The sequence below is a fragment of the Streptomyces yangpuensis genome (assembly GCF_024666385.1).
GTDB classification, from domain to species: domain Bacteria; phylum Actinomycetota; class Actinomycetes; order Streptomycetales; family Streptomycetaceae; genus Streptomyces; species Streptomyces yangpuensis.
In genome coordinates this window covers 3,365,400-3,389,502 of record NZ_CP102514.1, presented here as the reverse complement: position 1 = coordinate 3,389,502, position 24,103 = coordinate 3,365,400, and the positions used below count along the sequence as shown (strand labels likewise).

Below are 24,103 nucleotides of genomic sequence, written 5' to 3'. Positions count from 1 at the left end.
CGAGGCGGTCGGCCCAGTCCCACGGGCCGACCGCCTCGGCTGCGCCAGCCGCTTGGCCGTCAGAGCTGCCCTCGGACGGCGGGGCTGACGATCCATTCGCCGCGCCGCATGACGCCCTTGACGTCGAAGGCGGCGTCCAGGACGACGAGGTCCGCGTACTTGCCGGGCTCCAGTGAGCCGACCTGGTCGTACAGGCCGAGCAGCTTGGCAGGGTTGGCGGAGATCGCCTGGACCACGGACTCCACCGGCAGTTTGTCGAGGGTCACCGAGCGCTTGAAGGCGGTGTCCAGGGTGAGCGTCGAGCCGGCGATGGAGCCGCCCTCGACGAGGCGCGCCACACCGTCCTTGACCTCGACCTCCAGCGGGCCGAGGTGGTAGGTCCCGTCGCCGAAACCGGCCGCGTCCATGGCGTCGGTGATGAGCGCCACGCGGTGTGCGCCCGCGTGGTGGAAGGCCAGTTCGAGGGCCGCGGGGTGCAGGTGCGTGCCGTCGTTGATGAGCTCGACGGTGATCCGCTCGTCCTCCAGGAGGGCGGCGATCGGGCCGGGTTCGCGGTGCGCGAGCGCGGGCATCGCGTTGAAGAGGTGGGTGGCCACGGTCGCGCCCGCGTCGATCGCGGCGCGCGTCTGCTCGTAACTGGCGTCGGTGTGCCCGATCGCGGCGATCACGCCGTGCTCGGCCAGCAGCCGTACGGAGTCCAGGCCGCCCGGGAGTTCGGTGGCCAGGGTGACCATGCGGGCGGCGCCGTGGGCCGCGTCGACGAGCTTGCGGACCTCGGCCGGGTCGGGGTCGCGGAGCAGGTCCTCCTTGTGGGCACCCTTGCGGCAGGGGTTGATGAACGGCCCCTCGAAGTGGATGCCGGCGATCTCGCCCGCCTGTGTCAGCTCGGCCAGCAGCCCGGCCCGCCGGGCCAGTTCGTCCAGGTCCCCGGTGACGGTGGAGGCGACCAGGGTGGTGGTGCCGTGCGCGCGGTGGGTGCGTACGCCCTGGAGCACGTCCTCGGCGGTGCCGGAGGTGAACGAGGCGCCGCCGCCGCCGTGGTTGTGCATGTCGACGAAGCCGGGGACGATCCAGTGCCCCGTCAGGTCGACGATCTCCGCGCCCTCGCGGGCGCTCCCGGCGATGCGGTCGCCGTCGACGATGACCCGGCCGCCCGCCACGGTCCCGGTGGGCAGCACCACCCTGGCGCCGGAGAGAACAGTGCCGTGTGCGCTTCCGGACATCAGGCCGGTACCTCCGTGGCGAGTAGGTCCCAGGCGAGCAGCCCTGCGCCCAGGCAGCCGGCGGTGTCCCCGAGGGCCGCCGGCACGATGTGGGGGAGCCGCTGGAACGTCACGCGCTCCTCCACGGCCTTCCGTAGTGGTGTGAACAAGGTTTCCCCGGCCTCGGCGAGCCCGCCACCGATGATCAGCGTGCGCGGGTCCAGCAGGGTGATCGCGGTGACCAGCCCGTCGGCGAGGGCTCCGACGGCGGCCAGCCAGACCTCGCTGGCGCGGGCGTCACCGGACCGGACGGCCTTGGCGCAGTCGGCGGCGTCGGCCTCCGGGTCGCCGGAGGCGGCGGCCCAGGCGCGGCTGACGGCGGCGGCGGAGGCGAGGGTCTCCAGGCAGCCGCGCTGGCCGCAGCCGCAGTCGGGGCCGCCGGGGCGCACCACGATGTGTCCGATCTCGCCCGCGTACCCGTGCGCGCCGGCCTCGATGCGGCCGGCGATGCCGATGGCGCCGGCGATGCCGGTGCCGAGGGGGACGAAGAGGAAGCGGTCGGCGCCCCGGCCGGCGCCGATGCGTCCTTCGGCGAGTCCGCCCGTGCGCACGTCGTGGCCGAGGGCCACGGGGATGCCGCCGAGGCGCCCGGTGAGGAGCGTGCGCAGCGGTACGTCGCGCCAGCCGAGGTTCGCCGCGTAGACGGCGATGCCGTTCTCGGCGTCGACGATGCCGGGGACGGCGACGCCGGCGGCCGAGGCGGCCCGTCCGAAGCGTTCCCGGCCGGTGTCGAGCAGCTCGGCGGCGAAGTCCTGGATCGTCTCGACGACGGCGTCCGGGCCCCGCTCGCGGCCGGTGGCGCGGCGCGCTTCGTGCAGCAGGGTGCCGTCCTCGGCGATGAGGGCGGCCTTCATCCCGGTGCCGCCCACATCGAGGGCGATGACGTGTTTCACGGGTTTCACAGAGACAGTCTCGCGTGCTCGGGGGCGAAAGGTCTAGTCCAATGAGGGGGATTGTTGAGTGACCATACAAATCGGGCGCCCTGGTGGGGAGCCGGATGTGGACGAGCCGCCAAAGTGGTGTAGACCTTACGTGGATCGTACGTACAACAAGGGGTGGATCGATACCTGTGAAGGGCCGTTACCAGAGCCTGGCCGCGTCCGGCGCCGCGCTGTGCCTGACCGCGGTGACGCTGACGGGCTGCGGAGCCGTCGGTGGACTCACCGGAGACAACGAGGTGACCCTGCGGGTCGTGGCGGCCGATTACGGGGACAATCCGCAGAACTCCTCGGCGGCCTACTGGAAGGGCCTCGCCGACGGCTTCGAGAAGGACCACCCCGGCATCAAGGTCGAGGTCGACGTCTACTCGTGGTCCGAGGTCGACGCCAAGGTCGCCGACATGGTCAAGGCCGGCAAGGCCCCCGACATCGCCCAGATCGGTGCCTACGCCGACTACGCGGCCGCCGGCAAGCTGTACTCCACGGCCGAACTGCTCTCGGTGAAGACCGAGGCCGACTTCCTCGCCCCCCTCGCGGACGCCGGAAAGGTCAAGCAGGCCCAGTACGGCATGCCCTTCGTCTCCAGCACCCGGCTGCTCTTCTACAACGAGAAGCTGCTGGCCGACGCGGGCGTGATCGGCAAGGACGCCAAGGGCTGGCAGCCCAAGAGCTGGGCCGAGCTGGAGGCCGCGGCGAAGAAGCTCAAGGGCGCGGGCGTGCCCACCCCCTTCGCGCTGCCGCTGGGCCGCGAGGAGGCGCAGGCCGAGACGATGATGTGGATGCTCGCGGGCGGTGGCGGCTACACCGACAACGAGGAGGGCTACGCCATCGACTCCGCCGACAACGTCAAGTCGCTGGAGTTCCTGCGGGACAAGATGGTCGGCCAGGGCCTCACCGGGCCGGTCGAGCCGGGCAAGCTGGACCGCCAGGCCGCGTTCGAGGCCTTCACCAAGGGCGAGGTCGGCATGCTCAACGGGCACCCGACGCTGATGAAGCAGGCCGAGGCCAAGGGCGTGAAGTTCGGCATGGTGCCGCTGCCGACCTCCGACGGCTCCCCGCAGCCGGCGATGGGCGTCGCGGACTGGGTCATGGCCTTCAAGAACGGCCACCGCGCCGAGTCCGGCAAGTTCCTGGACTACCTGTACCAGCCGAAGAACGTGACGGCCTTCACCGAGAAGTACGACCTGCTGCCCGCCACCACCAGCGGCTACCTGGCCAAGCAGGGCGCCACCAGCGGTTCGGCCGTCCAGCTGAAGCCCTTCCTGACGGCGCTGCCCAGCTCGCGGCTCTACCCCGCCGGCAAGAAGTCCTGGGCCGGTGTCAGCGAGGACATCAAGCAGAACATCGGCAAGGCCGTCCAGCCCGGCGGGCAGCCCGCCAAGGTGCTGGAGGAGATCGCCACGGCGGCACGCGCGGCGGACCCGCGCTGACCCGGGGGACGCCGCCCTCTGTCAGAGGGCGGCGTTAATCTGGCGGTATGACGGACGAGGGGCGGCTGACGGCCACCGAGGCCGCGGTGCTCGCGTACGAGGGACGCACCTGGCCCGGGCCCGGAGCCAAGGAACGGGCCATACGCGAAGGACTGGGGATGACCCCCGTCCGCTACTACCAGCTGCTCAACGCCCTCATGGACGATCCGCGCGCGCTGGCCCACGCCCCCGGCACCGTCAACCGGCTGCGAAGGATCCGCGAAGCCCAGCGAGCCCGGCGATAGCCGTAGCCGTCGCCCCGCCGGGCCGTTAGGGTCGTGCGTATGGGGAGCCATCCGCACGACCTGCCGATGCCCGTCACCGCAGCCGGACGCGAGGGACTCGAAGCCCTGCTTCGCGCACCCCGCCGGTCCGTGGTCGCCCTGGACTTCGACGGCACCCTCGCCGACATCGTCCCGGACCCGGACCAGGCCAGGGCCCATCCCGAAGCCGTTCCGGCGCTCTCGGCCCTCGCCCCCGAGGTGGACTCGGTGGCCGTCGTCACCGGCCGGCCCGCCGGTGTCGCCGTCCGCTACGGCGGCTTCGCCGGGGTGCCGGGGCTGGAACACCTCGTGGTCCTCGGCCACTACGGCGCCGAACGCTGGGACGCCGTGACCGGCATAGTCCACGCCCCCGCCGAGCACCCCGGGGTGGCGGCCGTACGGGCCGAGCTGCCCGGGTTCCTGGACTCGATCGGGGCCTGGCGCGGCACCTGGATCGAGGAGAAGGGCCGGGCGCTCGCCGTCCACACCCGGCGGGCCGAGGACCCGGCGGCGGCCTTCGCGGCGCTGCGGGAACCCCTGACGGACCTGGCCGCCCGGCACGGGCTGATGGTCGAGCCGGGGCGGGCCGTACTGGAGCTGCGGCCCCCGGGCATGGACAAGGGCGTCGCCCTGACGGAGTTCCTGGCGGAGCGGGACGCGGAGACGGTGCTGTACGCCGGGGACGACCTGGGCGACCTCGCCGCGTACTCGGCCGTCGAGAAGCGCAGGGCCGACGGGCTGCCGGGGCTGCTGGTGTGCAGCGGCTCGGCGGAGGTCCCCGAGCTCGCCGCCCGGGCCGACCTGGTCCTCCCCGGACCGGGCGCGGTCGCCGCCTTCCTGGCCGCCCTGGCCGATGCCCTGCGGGCCTGACCCTCCGCCGCCGGGCGCGCCGCCGCTGCGGGGGCGCTGGCCCGAGCCCCCGCTCCTCAATCGCCGGAGGGGCTGGGCTTTCCAGCCGTCAGGCGCTTGAGGACCGGGTCCGGGCAGAGCCAGGCTGAATCTGTCAGGCCAGGGCCGACAGCTGGGCCTTGAACCACTGGGCCGGGGGAAGGGCCGTCGCGGCCGCCGCCAGGCGCTTGGTGCGGTCCGCCCGCTCGGCATCCGGCATGGACAGCGCCGCGTGCAACGCCTCCGCCGTAGCCGACACGTCGTACGGGTTCACCGTCAGCGCGTCCCGGCGGAGCTCCTCGTACGCCCCCGCCCCCGTCGACAGCACCACCGCGCAGCCCGCCTCCGACACCACCGGGATCTCCTTGGCCACCAGGTTCATCCCGTCCCGCACCGGGTTCACCAGCGCCACGTCCGCCATCCGGTAGACCGCCAGCGACCGCGCGAAGTCGTCCTTCACCGACACCAGCACCGGCTGCCAGTCCTCCGCGGCGAACTCCGCGTTGATCTGCGCGGCCAGCTCCGAGACGGCCGCCGTGTAGTCCCGGTACACCTTCAGGTCCTGCCGCGACGGGTACGCCGAGGCCAGGTGCACCACGCGGCCGCGCCACTCGGGGTGGACCGTCAGCAGCTCCCGGTAGGCCAGCAGGCCCCGCAGGATGTTCTTCGACAGCTCCGTCCGGTCCACCCGGGCGATCGTCCTGCGGTCGCCGATCTCCGCCCGCAGTTCCGCCAGCTTCGCGTCGACCTCCGGCCGGCGCGCGAGGGCCCGCAGCTCGTCCGCGTCCACGCCCAGCGGGTACACGGCCACGCGCCGTTCGTCGTCCAGGTGCGCGGCGCCCATGAAGGCGTCCGCCCAGGCCCGGGTGTGGAAGCCCACCACGTCCGCCCCGAGCATTCCCCGCACCAACTGCTCACGCACGTCGGCCGGGAGCATGTCCAGGAACTCCCGCGACGCCCACGGCGTGTGCGTGAAGTGCCCGATCCGCAGGTCCGGCCGCAGTTCCCGCAACTGCCCCGGGACCAGCGCCAGGTGGTAGTCCTGCACCAGCACGCGGGCGCCCTCGGCGGCCTCCTCGGCCAGGGCGCGGGCGAAGGCCTCGTTGTACGCCACGTAGCCGCCCCACCGGCGCCGGAACTCCGCGTCGAAGACCGGCTCCCGCGGCACGTCGTACAGGTGGTGGTGGGTGAACCACAGCACCGAGTTCGCGATGCCGTTGTACGCGTCGTCGTACATCGTGGGATCGATGTCCAGCATCCGGACGCCCGGCTCGGAGACGTCCCGGCGGACCGCCTCCCGGTCCGCGTCCGACAGCGCCGCACAGACCCAGAGCGCCTCCGGCTGCTCCGAGAGGGCCGCCGAGAGGCCGGAGACGAGACCGCCCCCGCCGCGCCGGGCGCTGAGCGTGCCGTCGGCGGCGAGGGCGTAGGAGAGCGGGCCGCGGTTCGCCGCGACGAGTACCTGAGAAGCCATGCGCCGAACCTAGCCCGGCCCACGCTCGCTCAAACGTATGGACACGTCACGCCACCCGGCGCCGGCCGTACTCCTTCACGCCCAGCATCGGCGGCCGCTCCTCGGTGTCCACCGGGTACGTGTGCGGCACGAAGCCCTCCGGGCCCCGCTCGAACTGCGTCAGCTCCGGCCGTACGAGGTGTCCGCGCGAGAGCCGTACCTGGGCCGTGCGGTAGATCGCCGCGGCCATCCGGCCCAGCGCCTGCCCGCCCTGATGGCGGTGGAGCCGCACGCCCACGTCCACCTGGGCCAGCGCGTCCAGTCCGACCGTGTGCAGCGCGTCGACCAGCAGGCCCAGCTCGACCCCGTAGCCCACCGGGAACGGCAGCCGCTCCAGCAGCGTGCGCCGTACGGCGTACTCGCCGCCCAGCGGCTGGACGAAGCCGGCCAGCTGCGGCCAGTGCAGGTTCAGCAGCGGGCGGGCGACCAGCTCGGTGACCCGGCCGCCCTGGCCGGGAGCGTCCCCCAGCGGGCGGTCGTACATCGCCTTGACGAACTGCACGCCGGGGTCGGTGAGCAGCGGGCCCACGATCCCGGAGACGAAGGTGGCCGAGAAGTCCCGCAGGTCGGCGTCGACGAAGCAGACGATGTCGCCGGTGGTGGCCAGCAGCGAGCGCCACAGCACCTCGCCCTTGCCGGGCAGCGCCGGGATCCTCGGCAGGATCTCGTCGCGGTGCACCACCCGGGCGCCGGCCTTCGCCGCGACCTCGGCGGTCCGGTCGGCCGAGCCCGAGTCGACCACGACCAGCTCGTCCACGAGCGGGACGGGCAGTCCCTCGATCAGCTCACGCCGGATGACCTCGACGATCGCGCCGACCGTTGCCTCCTCGTCCAGCGCGGGCAGCACCACGCTGACCGTGGTCCCGGCCGCCCGTTTGAGGTCGAGCAGCTGGTCGAGCGGTCGGTCGGCGGCGGACCAGGAGCGGTCGGCCAGCCAGCGCTCCACCTCTTCCAGCACCCTCAGTACTCCCTGCGTGTCGGCGATATGGCCGTCTTTGTGATCCATCTCGCGGTTCGGACGGCTGTCTCACCCGCCCGTCCCTTCGGTTACAGTCTTGAACAACGCGAAGGACCACCGCATGCCGGGGTCCCCCGCGCACAAACGCACCGGCGCGCCACAGAGCGCGTGTGCCGGTGCCATACCGCTCATCCAGAGGGGCAGAGGGACACGGCCCGTTGAAGCCCCGGCAACCCTCCAGTCGGTTCTCGCGATCGCGCAGCAGCGCTCGTCAGCGAGGTCCCCGGCTAGGGAAGGTGCCAATTCCGTCTCATGGCGAAATGCGCCATGGGGAAGATGAGGAGAAAGGGCCTCGCCATCATGGCTGCACAGACTGTCGCCACCTCTGTCGATCTCGGACCTGCCACGGGCCTTTCCTGTCGCGAGTGCGGTACCCGCTTCGAGCTCGGTCCCATCTTCGCGTGCGCCGAGTGCTTCGGACCTCTGGAAGTCGCCTACGAGCTGCCGACCGGTGACCCCGAAGCCCTGCGCGCCGCGATCGAGGCCGGCCCGAACAACATCTGGCGCTACGCGCCGCTGCTGCCCGTCCCCGCCGACGTGGCCGCCAAGCCCAGCCTGAACCCCGGCTTCACCAAGCTCGTCGACGCGGCCAACCTGGCCAAGGAGCTGGGCGTCACCGGCAAGCTGTACGTCAAGGACGACTCCGGCAACCCGACGCACTCCTTCAAGGACCGCGTCGTGGCCATCGCCGTCGAGGCCGCCCGCGCCTTCGGCTTCACCACGCTGTCCTGCTCCTCCACCGGCAACCTGGCCGGCGCCGTCGGCGCCGCGGCCGCCCGGGCCGGCTTCCGCTCGTGCGTGTTCATCCCGCACGACCTGGAGCAGGGCAAGGTCGTCATGGCCGGTGTGTACGGCGGTGACCTGGTCGGCATCGAGGGCAACTACGACGACGTCAACCGCTTCTGCTCCGAGCTCATCGGTGACCCGCTGGGCGAGGGCTGGGGCTTCGTCAACGTCAACCTGCGCCCGTACTACGGCGAGGGTTCCAAGACCCTCGCCTACGAGATCTGCGAGCAGCTCGGCTGGCAGCTGCCCGACCAGATCGTCATCCCGATCGCGTCCGGCTCGCAGCTCACGAAGATCGACAAGGGTCTGCAGGAGCTGATCAGGCTCGGCCTCGTCGAGGACAAGCCGTACAAGATCTTCGGGGCCCAGGCCGAGGGCTGCTCCCCGGTGTCGACCGCCTTCAAGGCCGGTCACGACGTGGTCCGCCCGCAGAAGCCGAACACCATCGCGAAGTCCCTCGCGATCGGCAACCCGGCGGACGGCCCGTACGTCCTGGACATCGCGCGCCGCACCGGCGGTTTCGTCGAGGACGTGACCGACGAGCAGGTGGTCGAGGCCATCAAGATCCTCGCGCAGACCGAGGGCATCTTCGCGGAGACCGCGGGCGGCGTGACCGTCGGCGTGACGAAGAAGCTCATCGAGAACGGGCAGCTCGACCCGGCGCTGACCACCGTCGTCCTCAACACCGGTGACGGCCTCAAGACCCTGGAGGCGGTGGCCGCGGACAGCGGGCAGACCGCCACCATCCGCCCGAGCCTGGACGCGTTCCGCGCCGCCGGCCTGGCCTGACCACCCTCCACGTACTACCGGAAAGGCAGTAGCGCCATGAGCGTCAACGTCCGCATCCCCACCATCCTGCGCACCTACACCGGCGGTCAGGCCGAGGTCCCGGCCGAGGGCGCGACCCTCGCCGAGGTCATCGAGTCCCTGGAGAAGAACCACCCGGGCATCGCCGCGCGCGTCCTGGACGACCAGGGCAAGCTCCGCCGCTTCGTGAACGTCTACGTCAACGACGACGATGTGCGCTTCGAGGGTGGGCTGGAGGCGGTCACGCCGGACGGCGCGGGCGTCTCGATCATTCCGGCCGTCGCGGGCGGCTGCTGACCCACCCGGTAAACCGAAATTACCCCCTCCGCTAAAAGCGGAGGGGGTAATTCTGTTTGATTGGGCACGGTACAGTTGGGGAAGTCCCCTCCGCTGGACTTGCCCGCCGCATATGAACGGGTCGCGTGAGGGTCGACATCGGGTCAATGTGCGGGTGCCGTATGGGGCTTTGGCGAGATATGTCTGGCCCGAGTTGCCCTGGAATATGCCAAATTTTCACTCTATTTCAAACTTTCTCGGTGTCCAGATTTCTCGTCGGATTGACCTGTTGCAGACAGCACTCGCGCAGATACATTCAGCCTCGGTCGAAGCGTTCCGACGCAAGTTCTGACCCGGTAACGCGAAGTGCGTTCCCGCGCAAGGGCCAGTAATAGGGGAGTTAGGCATGGCTCAGGGCACCGTCAAGTGGTTCAACGCGGAGAAGGGCTACGGCTTCATCGCGGTCGACGGTGGTGCGGATGTGTTCGTCCACTACAGCGCCATCCAGATGGACGGGTACCGCACCCTTGAAGAGGGTCAGCGGGTCGAGTTCGAGATCTCGCAGGGCCAGAAGGGTCCGCAGGCGGACATGGTCAAGCTCGCGCTCGGCTAGTCCCGGAGCATCGACCACCGACGCTCGGTCTTCCGTCGAAGACCCGGAAGACCTACGAGGGGCCCACATCCCGTGTCCGGGATGTGGGCCCCTCGCGTGTCACCAGGGCCTTCGTCGAAGCCGCTTGCACTCCAGGGGGTCGAGTGCTAATCATTGGCGTTAGCACTCTACGAGTGAGAGTGCTACTGAAACGAGGACCGGGTCGGTGAGGCCCGCAGGGTCCGGTGGGAAGGAACCGCCGGGCACGCAGGCCGTCCGTCGCGGGCGCGGGCGCGGTCCTGGGAGCAATCCACCGCTGTCCGGGAGGACCACTTCAGATGGCCAAGATCATTGCGTTCGACGAGGAGGCCCGTCGCGGCCTCGAGCGTGGGATGAACCAGCTCGCCGACGCCGTCAAGGTCACCCTTGGCCCCAAGGGTCGCAACGTCGTCCTTGAGAAGAAGTGGGGCGCCCCCACGATCACCAACGATGGTGTCTCCATCGCCAAGGAGATCGAGCTCGAGGACCCGTACGAGAAGATCGGCGCCGAGCTGGTCAAGGAAGTCGCCAAGAAGACGGACGACGTCGCCGGCGACGGTACGACCACCGCCACCGTCCTGGCCCAGGCGCTCGTCCGCGAGGGCCTGCGCAACGTGGCCGCCGGTGCCAACCCGATGGCCCTCAAGCGTGGTATCGAGAAGGCCGTCGAGGCCGTCTCCGCCGCCCTGCTCGCCCAGGCCAAGGATGTCGAGACCAAGGAGCAGATCGCTTCCACGGCCTCCATCTCCGCCGCCGACACCCAGATCGGCGAGCTCATCGCCGAGGCCATGGACAAGGTCGGCAAGGAAGGCGTCATCACCGTCGAGGAGTCCCAGACCTTCGGTCTGGAGCTGGAGCTCACCGAGGGTATGCGCTTCGACAAGGGCTACATCTCGGCGTACTTCGCCACCGACATGGAGCGCATGGAGTCGTCCCTCGACGACCCGTACATCCTGATCGTCAACTCCAAGATCGGCTCGGTCAAGGACCTGCTGCCGCTCCTGGAGAAGGTCATGCAGTCCGGCAAGCCGCTGCTGATCATCGCCGAGGACGTCGAGGGCGAGGCCCTGTCGACCCTGGTTGTCAACAAGATCCGCGGCACCTTCAAGTCCGTCGCCGTCAAGGCCCCGGGCTTCGGCGACCGCCGCAAGGCCATGCTCGGCGACATCGCCATCCTCACCGGCGGTACGGTCATCTCCGAGGAGGTCGGCCTCAAGCTGGAGAACGCCGGTCTCGACCTGCTCGGCCGCGCCCGCAAGGTCGTCATCACCAAGGACGAGACGACCATCGTCGACGGTGCCGGTGACAGCGACCAGGTCGCCGGTCGCGTGAACCAGATCCGCGCCGAGATCGAGAACTCCGACTCGGACTACGACCGCGAGAAGCTCCAGGAGCGCCTGGCGAAGCTGGCCGGCGGCGTGGCCGTCATCAAGGCCGGTGCCGCGACCGAGGTCGAGCTCAAGGAGCGCAAGCACCGCATCGAGGACGCCGTTCGCAACGCGAAGGCGGCCGTCGAGGAGGGCATCGTCGCCGGTGGTGGCGTGGCCCTGCTGCAGGCCTCCGCGGTCTTCGAGAAGCTGGAGCTCGACGGTGACGAGGCGACCGGCGCCAACGCCGTGAAGCTCGCGCTGGAGGCCCCGCTGAAGCAGATCGCCGTCAACGGTGGTCTCGAGGGCGGCGTCGTCGTCGAGAAGGTGCGCAACCTCCCGATCGGTCACGGCCTGAACGCCGCGTCCGGTGAGTACGTCGACATGATCGCCGAGGGCATCATCGACCCGGCGAAGGTCACGCGCTCCGCGCTGCAGAACGCCGCGTCGATCGCCGCGCTGTTCCTGACCACCGAGGCCGTCATCGCCGACAAGCCGGAGAAGGCCGCGGCCGCTCCGGGCGGCATGCCGGGCGGTGACATGGACTTCTGATCGACCTGACGGTTGATCGGCTGTTCTCGAACGAGGGCGGCACCCCGACGGGGGTGCCGCCCTCGGGCGTTCCCGGAACCGGAACCGGAACCAGAGCCGGAGCCGGAGCCGGAACGTTCAGAACGCGGTGTCGAGCGCGAAGTCGAACGGTGCGGGGACGCGCAGGGCCTCACCGAAGGACACCGTCGTACGGGCGCGGTAGCCGTGGGGCGACGGGTCGTGGAAGCAGGTGATCTCCGCGTCCTGCATGTCGACGACCAGGTAGATCGGGACGAGGCGTCCGTAGACGTCGAGCTTCTCCTTCCAGTCGGCGTCTTTGGTGGAGACGGACGTGAACTCTCCCACCAGGGAGAGTGCCGCACCGTCCGCGTGAAGCCCGTCCTCCTCGAAAGCCGCCTCGTCCGCGACATACAGATCGGGTCCGTAGCCGCGCTTCGCATCCGGGAACCGGAAGAGGAAGGGAGAGGTATCGGCGAAGTGACCTTCGGGAACATGGGACTGGAGCTGTTCCCGCAGCAGGCGCATGGGGCGCGAGTAGCGCAGCCTGGAAAACGGTGACACGACGATCTTCCCCCGGATGAGCTCGGCCTTGAAGCCGTCTGGTGTGTCCATTTCCGCGACCGTGCGCAGAAGGTCCTCGAAGGCTGGTGGCGCCGACAACGCATCTATGGGTGTGGCCCGCTCGATCATGATCGTCACCGTATTCCTCCGGGATGGCGTGGAGCGCTGAGCCCGTGCCGTTCAAGGCTAGTGTCGCGGCGGGGGCCCCCGCCCGGTCCTCGGAGCGGTCCCCTTCGATCGGGTGGTGAAAACCGCTGGCCGGGGTGGGCGGGGGCGTGTGAACGTACGGCTATGGGCACCTCCGTCGCTTATCCCGTGCTGCGCACCACTGATCCCGCCGAGGCGTACGCGAAGGCGCGACATCTGTGCGGGCTGCTGGCCACGCGGTACGCACAGGTGTACGTGGGGGCCGAGCTGCGGACGGTCGCGGACGTGCGGCGGATGGCAGCCCTGTTGCCGGACGCGATCTACGACCATGCGGAGATCCGCACGGACCCCGTGACGGGTGAGCCCGTCCACTTCGATCTGGATGTACGGACGGCCACCGACGCGGAACTGGCGGGGGAGGTGCCGCTGTGGTTCTCCCAGGAGGAGCTGCCGGACGGGGTCCGTGACGAGGACTTCGTGCGTGCCATGGGCGCCGGGCCGGCCTCGGTGCGGTGGGAGGGGTGCTGGCCCGACGAGCCCGAGCTGGGCTCGTCCCCCTCGCCGGCGTACGACGGCGTGCAACTGGTCCTCAACAGCGAAGCCTGCGAATGGTGTGAGCAGGTCGCCGGGATCCACAGGGTCTACGTCCACGTGACCAAGCACGGTGACCGCGGCCGGGCCGAGCGGCTCGCCGCCGCGATCGGCGGGGCCGTCCTGGGCGAGCCGGAGCAGGGCTGAGGTGGGAAGTTCGCGGGCGTACCCCGTGTACCGGACCGATGATCTCGGGGAGGCCCATCGGCGGGCCCGGCTGCTGTGCGCGCGGATGCGGCCGCTCGAACCGGAGATGTGGCTGTGCGCGCAGGCGACCACCGTCACGGAGGCCCGGGTGCTCGGGGCGCTCATGCCGACCGGCATGTTCGAGCCGTCCTACGACTGGGCGGCGGACACCTGGTACCTGGGGGCCGCCCTGCCCGGCGGTGACCGGGAGCTGGCCGCCGTGCTGCCGCTGACCGTGGACTCGTACGCGGCTCCGGGCCCGGTCGAGGGGGCGCTCCTGCGGGCGCTGGGCGAGGGTGCGGCCACCTTGCTCTGGTACGGGGCCTGGCCCTGGGTCCCCGAGATACCGTCCCACACGGCCGACCCGACCAACCAGCGCGTGGAGCTGGACGTCAACGGGGAGCATCCCGACGGCCGGCACACGGTGTACGTGCACTTCCGGTCCGCCGACGAGGTCGGTGCGGCGCATCTCGCCGCGGCCATCGGCGGAGCGGTGCTGGGGCCCGTGCAGATCGGCCGCTGACACCGCAGCACGCCCGCGCCGCGCCCGCGCCGCGCGTGCGGCCCGTGCGGCCGGTGCGGCCCGTGCCGTTCGGTATGCGGGCGGGCCCGGTGCCGGCCGCCGGGGTCGGCATAGGCTGGGTGCATGGCTGACCTCTTCGTCAAGATCTGCGGGCTCAGGACCGCGCCGGACGTCGACGCCGCGGTGGCGGCCGGGGCCGATGCCGTCGGGTTCGTGTTCGCTCCCGGCAGCCCCCGTACGGTCGACGCGGCCACCGCGCGCGAGCTGGCGGCGCGGGTACCGGACACGGTGCTGACCGTCGGGGTGTTCCGCGGGCAGTCCGTCGAGGAGGTGCGCCGGTTCGCCGAGGAGAGCGGTGTGCGGGGCGTGCAGCTGCACGGCGAGGAGGGCCCCGAGGACTTCGCGGCGCTGCGCGCCGAGGGCCGCACCCTGCTGCGGGCCACCGCCGGGCGCGTGGAGCGTTGCGGTGAGTACGGCGAGGACCTGCTGCTGCTCGACGCCCCCGACCCGGGCTCCGGCAAGCCGTGGAACTGGGGGGCGGCGGACTTCACCGCACCCGAGGGGCGGTGGCTGCTGGCCGGCGGGCTCAATCCGGGCAATGTGCGCGAGGCGCTCGCGGCCACCGCGGCGTGGGGTGTGGACGTGTCCAGCGGTGTGGAGCGGGAGCGCGGGGTGAAGTCGCCCGACCTCATCCGCGCCTTCGTCGAGGCGGCCCGCAGCTAGGGGGTGTCCGGCGGATCAGGGCCGGGCCCGGGCCGCCCGGCACCGCGGCCTGCCGCGTTGTCGTCGGTCGCCGACGCTCCGCGTGGGCTCCCTCCTCCGCCTTGCATTCCTTCCCCTCGGCCCTGCGGGCCTGGGGAGACCCCATGGCACCGGACGACCCGGGCTGTCCGACCCTGATCCGCCGGACACCCCCTAGTCATTTTCTCCTGTCGACCCTTGGCGATCTTGTGTTAGATTCATTCTGTAGTGACCGTTACGGAAATCGAGGGGGAACTGTCATGGGGAAGACAGCACTGGTCACGGGCGGCAGCCGGGGCATCGGCCGGGCCATCGCCGAACGGCTCGCCGCCGACGGCGACACCGTCGTACTGACCTACGCGAACGACGCGACGGCGGCGCGCGAGACCGTCGAGCGGATCACCGAGGACGGCGGACGCGCCTTCGCCCTCCGGGCGGAACTCGGTCTGCCGGGCGCTTCGGCCGCGCTCTGGGCGGCGTACGACGAACTCGGCCTCGACGGGGTCGACATCATCGTCAACAACGCGGGCATCGGACTGCCCGTCCCGCTGGGCCAGGTCACCGAGGAGGACTTCGACCGGGTCTTCGCGGTGAACGTACGCGCGCCCTTCTTCGTCGTGCAGGAGGCCCTCGGGCGGCTGCGCGACGGAGGCCGGGTCATCAACGTCTCCAGCGGCGCCGCCCGCATCGCGATGCCCGAGATCCTCGCCTACGGGGCGACCAAGGGCGCGCTGGACACCCTGACGCTGAACCTGGCGAAGGTCCTGGGCGCGCGCGGGATCACCGTGAACTCGGTGGCTCCCGGCATCGTCGACACCGACATGAACGCCGGCTGGCTGCGCGGCAACGCCGAGGCCGAGGCGCACGCCGCGTCCGTCGCGGCGCTCGGCCGGACCGGCCGCCCCGAGGACATCGCCGACGTCGTCGGCTTCCTCGCCTCCGACGCCGGCCGGTGGGTGACGGGCCGCGTGGTCGACGCCACGGGTGGCTCCGGCCTCTGACCGGCCCGCAACACCGCGCGGGCGGTGGCAACACCGCCGGTGTTGCCACCGGCGTCCCCGCCGGCGGGGCGGCCGACGCGCATGGGGTCCGGCGCACGGGGCACCAGGACGGTGACCACGGTCCGTCGTCCAGGAGGTGGCAGCGGTGCGCCGTACGAAGGTGCTGGACTCCTTTCCCGCCGGTGACCCCTACGGCAGTCGGCCGGCCGAGGAGTACGCGGCCAGGTGCCGGGAGCGGGGGCAGCGGGCGACCGTCGTGATGGACCTCGACAGCGACGCCTTCCTCGTCGTGGCCCCCCTGGACACGGACGCGCCGCGCAGGGCGGGGTGACGCCAGTGCGTCAGGAGGCAGTGCGTCAGGAGGCCGTGCATCAGAAGGCCGTGCATCAACGGGCCGTGCGTCAGGAGGCCGTGCATCAGCGGGCCGTGCATCAGGAGGCCGCGCGCCAGATCGTCATGTCGGCCCTGAGCCAGCTGGGGTCCTTCGACAGGCCCGGGGCCGACTTGATCCCGATGACGAACAGCGCGATGTCCCCGGACGGGTGCTTCACGCAGACCTCGCTGCCGGCGGCCAGGACGTGCAGTGTCAGATCGTTCTGACGGGCGAACCTCAGCTGTTCGCGGCACGTTTCGAGGTTCCCGGTGCCCGCCTTCCGCGGCATGGAGAACACGCTCGCGTCGCTCTCCATCATGCAGCCGCGGGCCATCCCGCACTTCATGCGGATGTCGCCCGTCCGGTCACCGTCCTCGTGCTGGACGGGCTCGTTGAAGCTGATGGAGTTCTCCTCGTTCAGCTCCAGCCCGGGGTAGGGCATGGGCTTGGGCGGCTGGGACGCGCTCGGCGTCGGAGCGGGGGCCGGGGCGGAGCGGAGCGCCGCCGGGGCCGGGCCGGACGCCTTGGCCGCCGCCGCCTCGCGTTCGGCCGCCCGGTCCGTGACGTCCATGAGCTTCCAGCCCAGGCCGCCCAGCGTGAGCGCACCCGTGACCGCCGCCACGACGGCGATCCGCGCGGTCCGCCGCCGCCTGCTCCCCGCCGCCGTTGCCGCGGACGCGGCTGCCGCGGTCGATACAGCCGCTGCGGTCGACGTGGCCGGCGCCGCGGCTCCGGCCGGGACGGACGTCGGGTGCGCCCCGCCCTGCGCGGCGGCGTCCCCGGCGGCGTCCCCGGTGGTGCCCCCCGCGTCCCCCGCGGCGTCCCCCGACGTGGTGTCCGGCGAGGCGGGCCGCGGCTGAGGCCGCGGCTCTGCGACCGGCGCCGGTATCTCCTCGTCCAGGCCGGCGACCTCCCGCCAGACGGCCGGTCCGGCGCCCGTGGCCGCCTCCTCGCCCAGGTACGCGCGGCACCACGCCAGGACCTCCGCCGGGGTGGCCCGTTCCTCCGGGTCGGCGGCCAGGCACAGCGCGAACAGCGGGCGCAGCCGCTCCGGCAGCAGCATCAGGTCGGGCTTGGAGTGCACGATCCGGAACAGCACGGTCATGGAGGGGCCGTCCCCGTACAGCGGCTTGCCCAGTGCCGCGAACGCCGCCGTCTGGCCCAGCGCGAAGACGTCGGTGGCCGGCGTGGTCTCACCGGCCAGCCCCTGCTCGGGAGCCATGTACTGGGGCGTGCCGATGGTGTGGCCCGTGGCGGTGGCCGTCAGGCCGGAGGCCTGGGAGATGCCGAAGTCGATGACGCGGGGCCCGTCGGCGGCGAGCAGTACGTTCGACGGCTTCAGGTCCCGGTGCACGATGCCCGCACCGTGTACGGCCACGAGTGCCTCGGCCACGCCCGCCATCAGCCACACCACCGCGGCCTCCGGCAGCGGCCCGCGCCGGGCGACGGCCTCCGACAGCGAGGGACCGGGCACGTACACGGTGGCCAGCCACGGCGGTGTCGCCTCCGCGTCGGCGTCGATCAGCTCGGCCGTGTACGCCCCCCGGACCCGCCGCGCGGCCTCCACCTCCCGGCGGAAGCGCCGCCGGAAGGTCGGGTCGTCGGCCAGATCGGGATGCACCACCTTGATCGCGACGGGCCGGCCGCCCTGGGTGTGCGACAGGTAGACCCGGCCCATGCCCCCCGACCCGAGCCGGGCGGCGAGGCGGTAGCCGCCCACGGTCCGCGGATCGTCAGCCCGCAGCGGCTGGAAAACTTCGGTCGCGCTGTTCATCGGTCTCCCCCCGACCCACGCCCCGATCAACCGATGGGTTGATCCACGTAACCCTAAGCGCCGGGCGGGGACGGGGGCGTGCCGGGGAGCGGGGAGCGGGTCGCCGGGGGCGGCTTGCGTGCCGAAGCCGGTGTTCCGGTCAGCCGGCGGTGTCGAAGGAGGACACGCCGCCGTCCTCCTGGACGGACTCCACACCGGGAAGGACGTGCAGGGCCAGGACCTGGCCGGGGGTCAGCCGGGCGGAGAAGCCGTGCAGGGCGGTGCGGAAGACGTAGTCCGGGGAGGCCCCGACCATCCTGGCGACCGCCCTCGGATCGAAGTCCTTGTGCACAGTGACGATGTACGGGGCTTCGTCGCCGGCGGCCGCACGCGCCACGGGCACGGGAGCGGTCGCGGCGGCGGTCACGGGAGCGGCGACGGGAGCGGCGAGGGCGGCCGAGGCCGCGGGGAGGGCGGTGACGGTGGCCAGCGCGGCGGCGGCCGCGACCAGGGGCAGGGCTCGGCCCGCCCGGCTCAGGAGGATGCGCATGCAGGGAGGGCATCACGCGCCGCGCGGCGGGTCAAAGACGTGCCGGGGTGTGGCGGGTGCACGGGCGGCGCTCCCGCCGTGCGCCCCCCTGGAGTGGTGGCGGCCCGTACGGGTGATCTTGCCGCGACGGCCATCGGAGGTACGGCCGGGCGCGGCAGGCCCGGCGGCAGAGGTGGTTAACCCTTTCTGCAGCGCTCAGGGGCGCCGAGCCGACGGGACCGCGGGCCGATCGGCCGGCCGGGGGCAGCGGTTCAAGCCGCGCCGAGCAGCCGCCCGATGCAAGGAGGGGCCGCTCCCGCGGAGGTGTTCGACGCCGCGGGCGCGGCTTCACCCATGCCACCCCTCCATCCCCGCACCCCCGCACCCCCGCACCCCCCAAGGGAGCCCCCTTTCATGCGCATGCTCGCCCGCCTCGCCACCGCAGCCCTCCTCACCGTCACCCCGGTGGCGGCAGGTACGGCCTCCGCCGCAGGCCCTGAGCCGACCCCGGCGCCGCTGATCACCTCCACGAACGCCATCGCCGGCAGCTACATCGTCACGCTCGCCAAGTCCGTCGATCCCGCGAAGGTCGCGGAGTCCGTGGGCGTGACGGCGAAGTTCACCTACGAGACGGCGCTGAACGGCTTCGCCGCGCCCCTCACCGAGAAGCAGCTGAAGATGGTCCGGCACACCCGCGGCGTGTTGTCCGTGGCCCAGGACGGGCAGGTGACCGGCCCTCCGGCGCCGCCGAGCGGGGTCACGACCAAGGCGCCCTCGAACTCCTGGGGGCTGGACCGGATCGACCAGAGATTCCTGCCGCTGGACAACGAGTTCAGCCCCAACACCAACGGCCAGGGCGTGACCGCGTTCATCCTCGACAGCGGGATCGACTACCGCCATCCCGAGTTCGGCGGCCGGGCGCTCTTCGGCTTCGACGCCATCGGGGACGGCCGCAACGGCCAGGACTGCCACGGCCACGGCACGCACGTCGCGGGCACGGTCGGCGGCAGCAACGTCGGCGTGGCGCACAAGGTGACCCTCGTCAGCGTCCGGGTCCTCGGCTGTGACAACAGGGGTTCCTGGTCGGGGATCATCGCCGGCCTGGACTGGGTGGCCGCCAACGCCCGCGAGCCCGCCGTCCTGAACGGCTCGCTGGGCGGGGACCGCTTCGAACCGGTCAACAACGCCACCGCCGCGCTGTTCGACCGGGGTGTGCTGCCGATCGTCGCGGCCGGCAACGACAACCGGGACGCCCGCTTCGTCTCGCCCGCCTCCACCCCCAACGCGGTGACCGTCGGCGCGACCAACCGCTTCGACCAGGAGACGGACTTCTCCAACTGGGGCGAGCTCCTCGACCTCTACGCCCCCGGTCAGGACATCGTCTCCGCGCGGATCGGCGGCGGCACGGTGTCGCTGAACGGCACCTCCATGGCCGCCCCGCACGTCACCGGTGTGGCCGCCCTCTACAAGGCCGCGCACCCCAGCGCCCGCCCGGCCGAGGTCGCGAACTTCCTGAAGAACGAGGCCACCGAGGACGTCATCCAGAACCTCAGTGACAACGGCCCCGACAAGCTGCTGTTCACCAACGGCCTCTGATCCGGGACCCGATGACCCGACCCCTGTCGGCGCGGCCGGTTAGGCTCGCCGCCAGGGGGGATCATGGACGACCGCACATCCCGGGGCGCGCGGTGGCTGCCGCGCGCCCTGTTCGTCTCCGGCACGGCCGTCGCCGCCGTGACCGTGCTGTACCTGCTGCTGCTCGGCTGGATGACCACCGTCGAGTGGACCCGCGGCCGGGACCTGCTGCTCCTGCTCACCCCCGCCTTCGGCGTCCTCGCGTACATACTGCTGGCGCGCGGGCGCGGCGGCAGCCGGGGCGCGCCGGTCCGCTGGCTGGCGGCGGCCGTCGCACTGGCCGCGCTGTGGCCGGCCTGGCAGGGCTACCAGTGGATGCGCGGCCCGCAGGCGTACGCGTGGACCTGGTGGCAGGCGGAGAAGCCGGAGTCGGCGCAGCCGATCGGTGCATGGCAGCGCCCCGCGCAAGGCCTCGTACGGGTCCGCACGGACGCCCTGTTCCTCTACAACGGCGAGGGCCGCAGCGCGGGAGGCCGCAAGGCCCCGGAAGGCACGGCCTTCTGCGCGCTGAGCCGGACCATCGCGCACGACATCGGGCTCCTCGCGGCAGCGCGGCCCTCGGGCGGCTGCGGCACCCGGGTCTCGGCCGTGGACCTGGAGCAGGGCAAGGAGCTGTGGGCCAAGGACTTCCCGGCGGCCCCGCCCGCCGACGGGACCTCCCCGCCGGTCGCGGTGGTGGACACCACGGCCGTCGTCGTGACGGAGGGTGCCCTCCTCGGAGTGGACCTGCGCGGCGGCGGGGAAAGCTGGCGGACGCCGGTCCCGGCCGGCTGCCGGGCCCGCGCCCTCGACGGCGCCGCCGACCGCGTCCTGTACGTGGAGGACTGCCCCGGCGCCGGTTCGGCGCGGCTGGTGTCACTGGACGCGCGGACGGGCACCCCGGCGTGGCAGACCCCGCTGCGGGTGGGCCCGTCGGCGGAGCTGCGGATGCTGTCGGCGCAACCGGTCGCGCTGCGTGCTGGGGACACCGTGCGGCTGTTCGACGATGCGGGGCGCGAGCGGGGCGCGGTGCCGGTGGTGGGCCCGAAGGAGGACCTCCTCCCGGAACCGGGCCCGATCGTCAGCGGTGACCTGCTCGTCCTCCCGGTGAAGGCCAAGGCCCCGGGGGTCTCGGCGTACTCCCTGCTGGACGGCCGCCGCGTATGGCATGCCGGGCTCGACGGGGCCACGGTCCTCGGGCTGGCGCAGGGCCGCGCTCCGGGCGGGGTCGACGTGGTGACGTCGACCGCCGCCCGGACGCACCTGTGGCACCTGGACGGCACCACGGGCCGGGCGGACGCGGAGCCCACGATCCTGCGGGACGTCCCGCTGGGCCGGCGGTTCGAGATCTACCCGACGGGGGTCGAGGGCTACACGTTCGTGAACCTGGACCCGTCGGGTGAACTGCCGTCGTACGTGGCCCTGAAACGGGTCAGAGACTGGTGAGGAACGCCTTCCAGGCGGGCCCGCGGAAGGTGAGGTGAGGGCCCTCCGGCACCTTCGAGTCCCGGACGGGAACCGTGATGCTGCCGCTGGCCCCGCTGTGGTCGGACCTCGGCCAGGTGGCCATCTCCAAGCACTCGCCGCCGTCACCGCCGCTGTAGCTCGACTTGTGCCATATGGCCGCCGACAGGTCGTATTCAGGCATGCTCGTAATCCTTCGCCGCGGACTCGATCACGGTCAGCGATTCCCGAGGTGAGAGTGCACTGGCCGTGAGCAGATCGTAGTTCAGCACGTGGCGGGCGACCGTGGCCGGATCGTCAAACAGCTGCCCGGTTCCGTTGCCTTCGGCGTAGGAAAGCGGTGGGGCGTCGTCGAACGACATCAACTTCAGGAGCCCCATCATCCCCGCATGTGCGCCGGCGCTGAACGGAATCACCTGGACGATGATCCGGTGGGACCGGACCAGGGCAAGGATGTGCCGCAGCGCTTCGGCCATCACCTCCCGACTGCCGACTTCGCGGCGGATGACCGCTTCGTCAAACACGCACCACAACAGTGGGGTAGTTGGATCAACGAGGAGCGAGGCGCGAGCCAGACGGCTTTCGACCAGCTCGTCGATCACCTGCTCCGGTGCGGTCGGCTGGTAGGCGCGACATACCGCGCGTGCGTAGGCCTCGGTCTGGAGCAGGCCCGGGATGAGCTGCGGCGCGTAGTCGCGGATGGTCTTCGCCAGAGCCTCCGCTTCAGCGGCTTCGGCGAAGTGGTCCGGGTACTTGGACTTGGCCGCCGCGGCGCAGTTGCGGGCGAAGAAGCCGTTCGTGTCGAGGATTTCGTCTATCTGGCGGGCGAATTCGAGGTGCATCCGACGGGTGCCCGTTTCGAGCTGGCCGATGAACGAGCCGCTCACGAAGAGCGGTTCGCCCAGTTCGGCCTGGCTCATGCCCGCACGCTCGCGCGCCACGCGGAGTTCGGCGCCGAGCAGGGCGCGGGGTGAGGAAGAGGGGTCGAGGTTCTTGCCTGCCACGGCAACTCCAGGGCCAACAGGTGGGGTTGTTCACGGTGCGTCCTTGAAAGGCTAGCCACCCGGTCGCCACGCTGTGTACAGAACCCGACCACTCAGAGTAGAAAGGTGACATGTCATGGTGCTCACGCCCACGGAACGGATCCAGGCGGCCGAGGAGGCCGTACGGGAGCTGAAGGAAGCGCTCGGCGGGGTGGGCGTCGTCTTCCCCTCCCTGGGCGTGGAACGGGTCTCGGCGGCCGGTACGTACGGTCTACCGTTGGTCGACCTGGGGCGCTGCAACCTGGACACCGCGCTCCGGCTGGCCGCCGTACTCCACGAGCGGGCGCATCCGTGAGCGAGTGCGACCGGGAGCGGGCTCGCTGCGAGGCGGCCCTGGAGGGCTTCTTCGCGGTGGCGCAGAGCTGGGAGTTCGAGCTGGCCTGGAAGCTGTGCTGGCTGGAGAAGGACCTCGCCGACGCCGGATGGAGGGGCGGACCGCCGGATGATCCGGGCCGCGATGCGGTCCGGGAGGAGCGCGCACTGCTGACGCCGGGGCTGGGCACCGACGGCCTCGGCGACCGGGGCGCACCGTACTCGGTGGACGATGCGGCCGGCCTTTCGCGGACGGCCGGCGGAGGGGCCGATGCCGGAGCGTGAGCAGCGGACTCGCCCGCTCGGGGTGGACCTGGATGAAGCACTCCTCGCTGAAGCGGCGGAGAGCCTGGGCACGACCACGAAGCGAGCGACCATCAACGGTGCGTCGGCTGAATTCGTTGCCGCTGCCCGGCGGCGGCGCTTCGTGTAACCGGTGGATGAGGGCGTCTTCGACGACCTGCGCGACCCGGACGTGATGCGGGGTGCGGGGCGCTATGGGGCGGTGTCCGTGCGGAGGCGGGCGTGGAGGTGTTCGTCGTGCCAGCCGTCCGCGTGCAGGAGGGCGCCGCGCATGGTGCCCTCCAGGGGGAAACCGGCCTTCGTCGCGACGGCGCAGGAGGCCGGGTTGGCCACGGAGTGGGTGATGCGCACGCGGTGCAGGCCGAGGTCGTCGAAGGCCCAGCGGGCCAGGCGGTCGGTGGCCTTCACCATGACGCCGGTGCCGCGTCCGGCGGGGAGCAGCCAGTAGAGGATCTCGCCGCTGCCGCCCGCCAGGTCGATGTCGGCGATGCCGATCAGGCCGACGGCCCGGCCACCGTCCGGGGCGATCGCCCAGGTCCCGGCCTTCTCCGCCGTCCAGCGCTCGTGCCAGCGGGTGATCCGCGCCTCGGCGCCGGCCAGGTCCAGCCGGCTGGGGCGGTTCCAGTGCCGGATGTCCGGGTCGGGGTGGGCGGCGATGAGCGCCGGGGCGTCGTCGCGGGTCCAGGGGCGCAGCAGCATCCCGCCGGGGAGGGGGAGTTCCGGCTGGGTGAGGGCGCGCATCCGGCCGGCCGGGACCACGGGGGGTATGGAGTCGATCATGGTCCGATCATGCCCGCGGCTTCGCGGAAACGCAGCAGGAGGTACTGGGCGTTGGGGGAGTCCGAGGCGAAGGGCTGGCGGCCCAGGCCTTCCGGGACCGCCGGGCCCCAGAGCCGGGCCAGGTCGCAGCCGTAGCAGAAGGCGGCTTCGAAGAGGGGCGGGGCGGCCGGGTCGTGGCCGTACGCGCGGACGCCCCAGCCGGGGGCGAAGCCGCAGAGCGTCTGCCGGGCGGTGGGGAATCTCCCGATCAGCGCCAGGGCCCCGGCTGCTTCGGCGCCCTCCCACCGGGCCGTGACGTCGCCGGTCATCGGGTCGCCCCACCGTTCGGGGCCGGCGGCGATACGGACGACGTCGAGCCGGGCGGTGGCGCCGACGGCGCCGGCGGGAAGCTTCATGACCACACCCTCGCCCA

Annotated in this window: 28 protein-coding genes and 1 riboswitch; of the genes, 17 read left to right on the top strand and 11 right to left on the bottom strand. The window is 71.9% G+C overall.

From position 1 onward, the window contains the following. Window positions 1–59 precede the first annotated feature (59 nt). Window positions 60–1,223 (bottom strand): N-acetylglucosamine-6-phosphate deacetylase, encoded by a 1,164-nt coding sequence (gene nagA / locus NRK68_RS15370; RefSeq protein WP_183067939.1) that lies wholly within the window; start codon window positions 1,221–1,223, stop codon window positions 60–62. Continuing rightward, window positions 1,223–2,155, bottom strand: a complete 933-nt coding sequence (locus tag NRK68_RS15365; RefSeq protein WP_257857861.1) for an ROK family protein — start codon at window positions 2,153–2,155, stop codon at window positions 1,223–1,225. The genes nagA and NRK68_RS15365 overlap by 1 nt, the downstream gene beginning before the upstream one ends. Window positions 2,156–2,331: 176 nt before the next feature. On the opposite strand from NRK68_RS15365, the gene NRK68_RS15360 reads away from it, so the two are divergent. Genes NRK68_RS15360 through otsB form a run of 3 tightly spaced genes read left to right on the top strand, consistent with a single transcriptional unit; the run spans window position 2,332 to window position 4,802 of the window. Continuing rightward, window positions 2,332–3,630, top strand: coding sequence for an extracellular solute-binding protein (locus NRK68_RS15360; RefSeq protein ID WP_257856012.1), 1,299 nt, complete (start codon window positions 2,332–2,334; stop codon window positions 3,628–3,630). A 47-nt stretch (window positions 3,631–3,677) separates the two neighbouring features. Beyond that, entirely contained in the window at window positions 3,678–3,914 is a 237-nt protein-coding gene (locus NRK68_RS15355) for a DUF3263 domain-containing protein (protein WP_183067937.1), read from the top strand. 39 nt (window positions 3,915–3,953) lie between these two features. Next, window positions 3,954–4,802: a trehalose-phosphatase gene (gene otsB, locus NRK68_RS15350; RefSeq protein WP_183067935.1), complete on the top strand. Its 849-nt coding sequence runs from the start codon at window positions 3,954–3,956 to the stop codon at window positions 4,800–4,802. Window positions 4,803–4,935: 133 nt separating this feature from the next. Here the strand turns inward: otsB and NRK68_RS15345 are convergent, their stop codons facing one another. Together NRK68_RS15345 and NRK68_RS15340 are read right to left on the bottom strand one after the other, a co-directional pair. Then, window positions 4,936–6,294, bottom strand: coding sequence for an alpha,alpha-trehalose-phosphate synthase (UDP-forming) (locus tag NRK68_RS15345; RefSeq protein WP_257856011.1), 1,359 nt, complete (start codon window positions 6,292–6,294; stop codon window positions 4,936–4,938). A gap of 46 nt (window positions 6,295–6,340) precedes the next feature. After that, entirely contained in the window at window positions 6,341–7,291 is a 951-nt protein-coding gene (locus tag NRK68_RS15340) for a glucosyl-3-phosphoglycerate synthase (RefSeq protein WP_183067982.1), read from the bottom strand. A gap of 185 nt (window positions 7,292–7,476) precedes the next feature. Beyond that, window positions 7,477–7,634, top strand: a riboswitch (SAM riboswitch). Between NRK68_RS15340 and thrC the strand changes: the two genes are divergently transcribed. The 4 genes from thrC to groL all read left to right on the top strand — a co-directional run bounded on the left by thrC (window position 7,628) and on the right by groL (window position 11,770). Beyond that, complete coding sequence (gene thrC, locus NRK68_RS15335; protein WP_183067933.1) at window positions 7,628–8,926, top strand: threonine synthase; 1,299 nt, start codon at window positions 7,628–7,630, stop codon at window positions 8,924–8,926. It overlaps the preceding riboswitch by 7 nt. Window positions 8,927–8,962: 36 nt before the next feature. Further along, window positions 8,963–9,241, top strand: coding sequence for a MoaD/ThiS family protein (locus NRK68_RS15330; RefSeq protein WP_030027575.1), 279 nt, complete (start codon window positions 8,963–8,965; stop codon window positions 9,239–9,241). 385 nt (window positions 9,242–9,626) lie between these two features. Further along, a complete protein-coding gene (locus tag NRK68_RS15325; RefSeq protein WP_030009783.1) occupies window positions 9,627–9,833 on the top strand; it encodes a cold-shock protein in 207 nt (68 codons plus the stop codon). 317 nt (window positions 9,834–10,150) lie between these two features. Further along, window positions 10,151–11,770 carry a chaperonin GroEL gene (gene groL / locus NRK68_RS15320; RefSeq protein WP_046778676.1) on the top strand — a complete coding sequence of 540 codons (1,620 nt, stop codon included), beginning with the start codon at window positions 10,151–10,153 and terminating at the stop codon, window positions 11,768–11,770. A gap of 117 nt (window positions 11,771–11,887) precedes the next feature. Here groL and NRK68_RS15315 read toward each other — a convergent pair whose 3' ends face one another. Next, window positions 11,888–12,382 (bottom strand): Uma2 family endonuclease, encoded by a 495-nt coding sequence (locus NRK68_RS15315; protein WP_257856010.1) that lies wholly within the window; start codon window positions 12,380–12,382, stop codon window positions 11,888–11,890. Window positions 12,383–12,622: 240 nt separating this feature from the next. On the opposite strand from NRK68_RS15315, the gene NRK68_RS15310 reads away from it, so the two are divergent. From NRK68_RS15310 to NRK68_RS15290, 5 genes are all read left to right on the top strand, one after another. Then, window positions 12,623–13,216 carry a hypothetical protein gene (locus tag NRK68_RS15310; RefSeq protein WP_257856009.1) on the top strand — a complete coding sequence of 198 codons (594 nt, stop codon included), beginning with the start codon at window positions 12,623–12,625 and terminating at the stop codon, window positions 13,214–13,216. A 25-nt stretch (window positions 13,217–13,241) separates the two neighbouring features. Continuing rightward, complete coding sequence (locus NRK68_RS15305; RefSeq protein ID WP_257856008.1) at window positions 13,242–13,778, top strand: hypothetical protein; 537 nt, start codon at window positions 13,242–13,244, stop codon at window positions 13,776–13,778. A 123-nt stretch (window positions 13,779–13,901) separates the two neighbouring features. Then, complete coding sequence (locus tag NRK68_RS15300; protein WP_183067929.1) at window positions 13,902–14,501, top strand: phosphoribosylanthranilate isomerase; 600 nt, start codon at window positions 13,902–13,904, stop codon at window positions 14,499–14,501. 278 nt (window positions 14,502–14,779) lie between these two features. Continuing rightward, on the top strand, window positions 14,780–15,520 hold the full coding sequence (locus NRK68_RS15295; RefSeq protein ID WP_183067927.1) for an SDR family oxidoreductase: 741 nt from the start codon (window positions 14,780–14,782) through the stop codon (window positions 15,518–15,520). A gap of 145 nt (window positions 15,521–15,665) precedes the next feature. Beyond that, window positions 15,666–15,851, top strand: coding sequence for a DUF8839 family protein (locus NRK68_RS15290; RefSeq protein WP_220819298.1), 186 nt, complete (start codon window positions 15,666–15,668; stop codon window positions 15,849–15,851). Between the two features lie 100 nt (window positions 15,852–15,951). Here NRK68_RS15290 and NRK68_RS15285 read toward each other — a convergent pair whose 3' ends face one another. After that, complete coding sequence (locus NRK68_RS15285) at window positions 15,952–17,667, bottom strand: serine/threonine-protein kinase (protein WP_257856007.1); 1,716 nt, start codon at window positions 17,665–17,667, stop codon at window positions 15,952–15,954. A gap of 139 nt (window positions 17,668–17,806) precedes the next feature. After that, the gene (locus NRK68_RS15280) at window positions 17,807–18,196 is read right to left on the bottom strand and encodes a protease inhibitor I9 family protein (protein ID WP_183067923.1); all 390 of its coding nucleotides are present in this window, start codon (window positions 18,194–18,196) and stop codon (window positions 17,807–17,809) included. Between the two features lie 393 nt (window positions 18,197–18,589). On the opposite strand from NRK68_RS15280, the gene NRK68_RS15275 reads away from it, so the two are divergent. Together NRK68_RS15275 and NRK68_RS15270 are read left to right on the top strand one after the other, a co-directional pair. Further along, a complete protein-coding gene (locus NRK68_RS15275) occupies window positions 18,590–19,771 on the top strand; it encodes a S8 family peptidase (protein ID WP_257856006.1) in 1,182 nt (393 codons plus the stop codon). 63 nt (window positions 19,772–19,834) lie between these two features. Then, window positions 19,835–21,235 carry an outer membrane protein assembly factor BamB family protein gene (locus tag NRK68_RS15270; RefSeq protein WP_257856005.1) on the top strand — a complete coding sequence of 467 codons (1,401 nt, stop codon included), beginning with the start codon at window positions 19,835–19,837 and terminating at the stop codon, window positions 21,233–21,235. On the opposite strand, the gene NRK68_RS15265 is transcribed toward NRK68_RS15270, so the two are convergent. Then, the gene (locus NRK68_RS15265) at window positions 21,222–21,437 is read right to left on the bottom strand and encodes a DUF397 domain-containing protein (protein WP_183067919.1); all 216 of its coding nucleotides are present in this window, start codon (window positions 21,435–21,437) and stop codon (window positions 21,222–21,224) included. The genes NRK68_RS15270 and NRK68_RS15265 overlap by 14 nt on opposite strands. Continuing rightward, window positions 21,430–22,257: a helix-turn-helix domain-containing protein gene (locus NRK68_RS15260; protein ID WP_183067918.1), complete on the bottom strand. Its 828-nt coding sequence runs from the start codon at window positions 22,255–22,257 to the stop codon at window positions 21,430–21,432. Before NRK68_RS15260 ends, NRK68_RS15265 begins: the two co-directional genes overlap by 8 nt. Window positions 22,258–22,372: 115 nt before the next feature. Between NRK68_RS15260 and NRK68_RS15255 the strand changes: the two genes are divergently transcribed. From NRK68_RS15255 to NRK68_RS15245, 3 genes are read left to right on the top strand one after another with little or no spacing between them, the layout of a single operon-like run. Further along, entirely contained in the window at window positions 22,373–22,591 is a 219-nt protein-coding gene (locus NRK68_RS15255) for a hypothetical protein (RefSeq protein ID WP_183067916.1), read from the top strand. Then, a complete protein-coding gene (locus tag NRK68_RS15250) occupies window positions 22,588–22,893 on the top strand; it encodes a hypothetical protein (RefSeq protein ID WP_183067915.1) in 306 nt (101 codons plus the stop codon). Before NRK68_RS15255 ends, NRK68_RS15250 begins: the two co-directional genes overlap by 4 nt. After that, complete coding sequence (locus NRK68_RS15245; RefSeq protein WP_308296172.1) at window positions 22,841–23,041, top strand: type II toxin-antitoxin system VapB family antitoxin; 201 nt, start codon at window positions 22,841–22,843, stop codon at window positions 23,039–23,041. Before NRK68_RS15250 ends, NRK68_RS15245 begins: the two co-directional genes overlap by 53 nt. A gap of 62 nt (window positions 23,042–23,103) precedes the next feature. Here NRK68_RS15245 and NRK68_RS15240 read toward each other — a convergent pair whose 3' ends face one another. Together NRK68_RS15240 and NRK68_RS15235 are read right to left on the bottom strand one after the other, a co-directional pair. Next, window positions 23,104–23,691 carry a GNAT family N-acetyltransferase gene (locus tag NRK68_RS15240; protein WP_257856003.1) on the bottom strand — a complete coding sequence of 196 codons (588 nt, stop codon included), beginning with the start codon at window positions 23,689–23,691 and terminating at the stop codon, window positions 23,104–23,106. After that, window positions 23,688–24,086: a hypothetical protein gene (locus tag NRK68_RS15235; protein WP_257856002.1), complete on the bottom strand. Its 399-nt coding sequence runs from the start codon at window positions 24,084–24,086 to the stop codon at window positions 23,688–23,690. Before NRK68_RS15235 ends, NRK68_RS15240 begins: the two co-directional genes overlap by 4 nt. Window positions 24,087–24,103 lie beyond the last annotated feature (17 nt).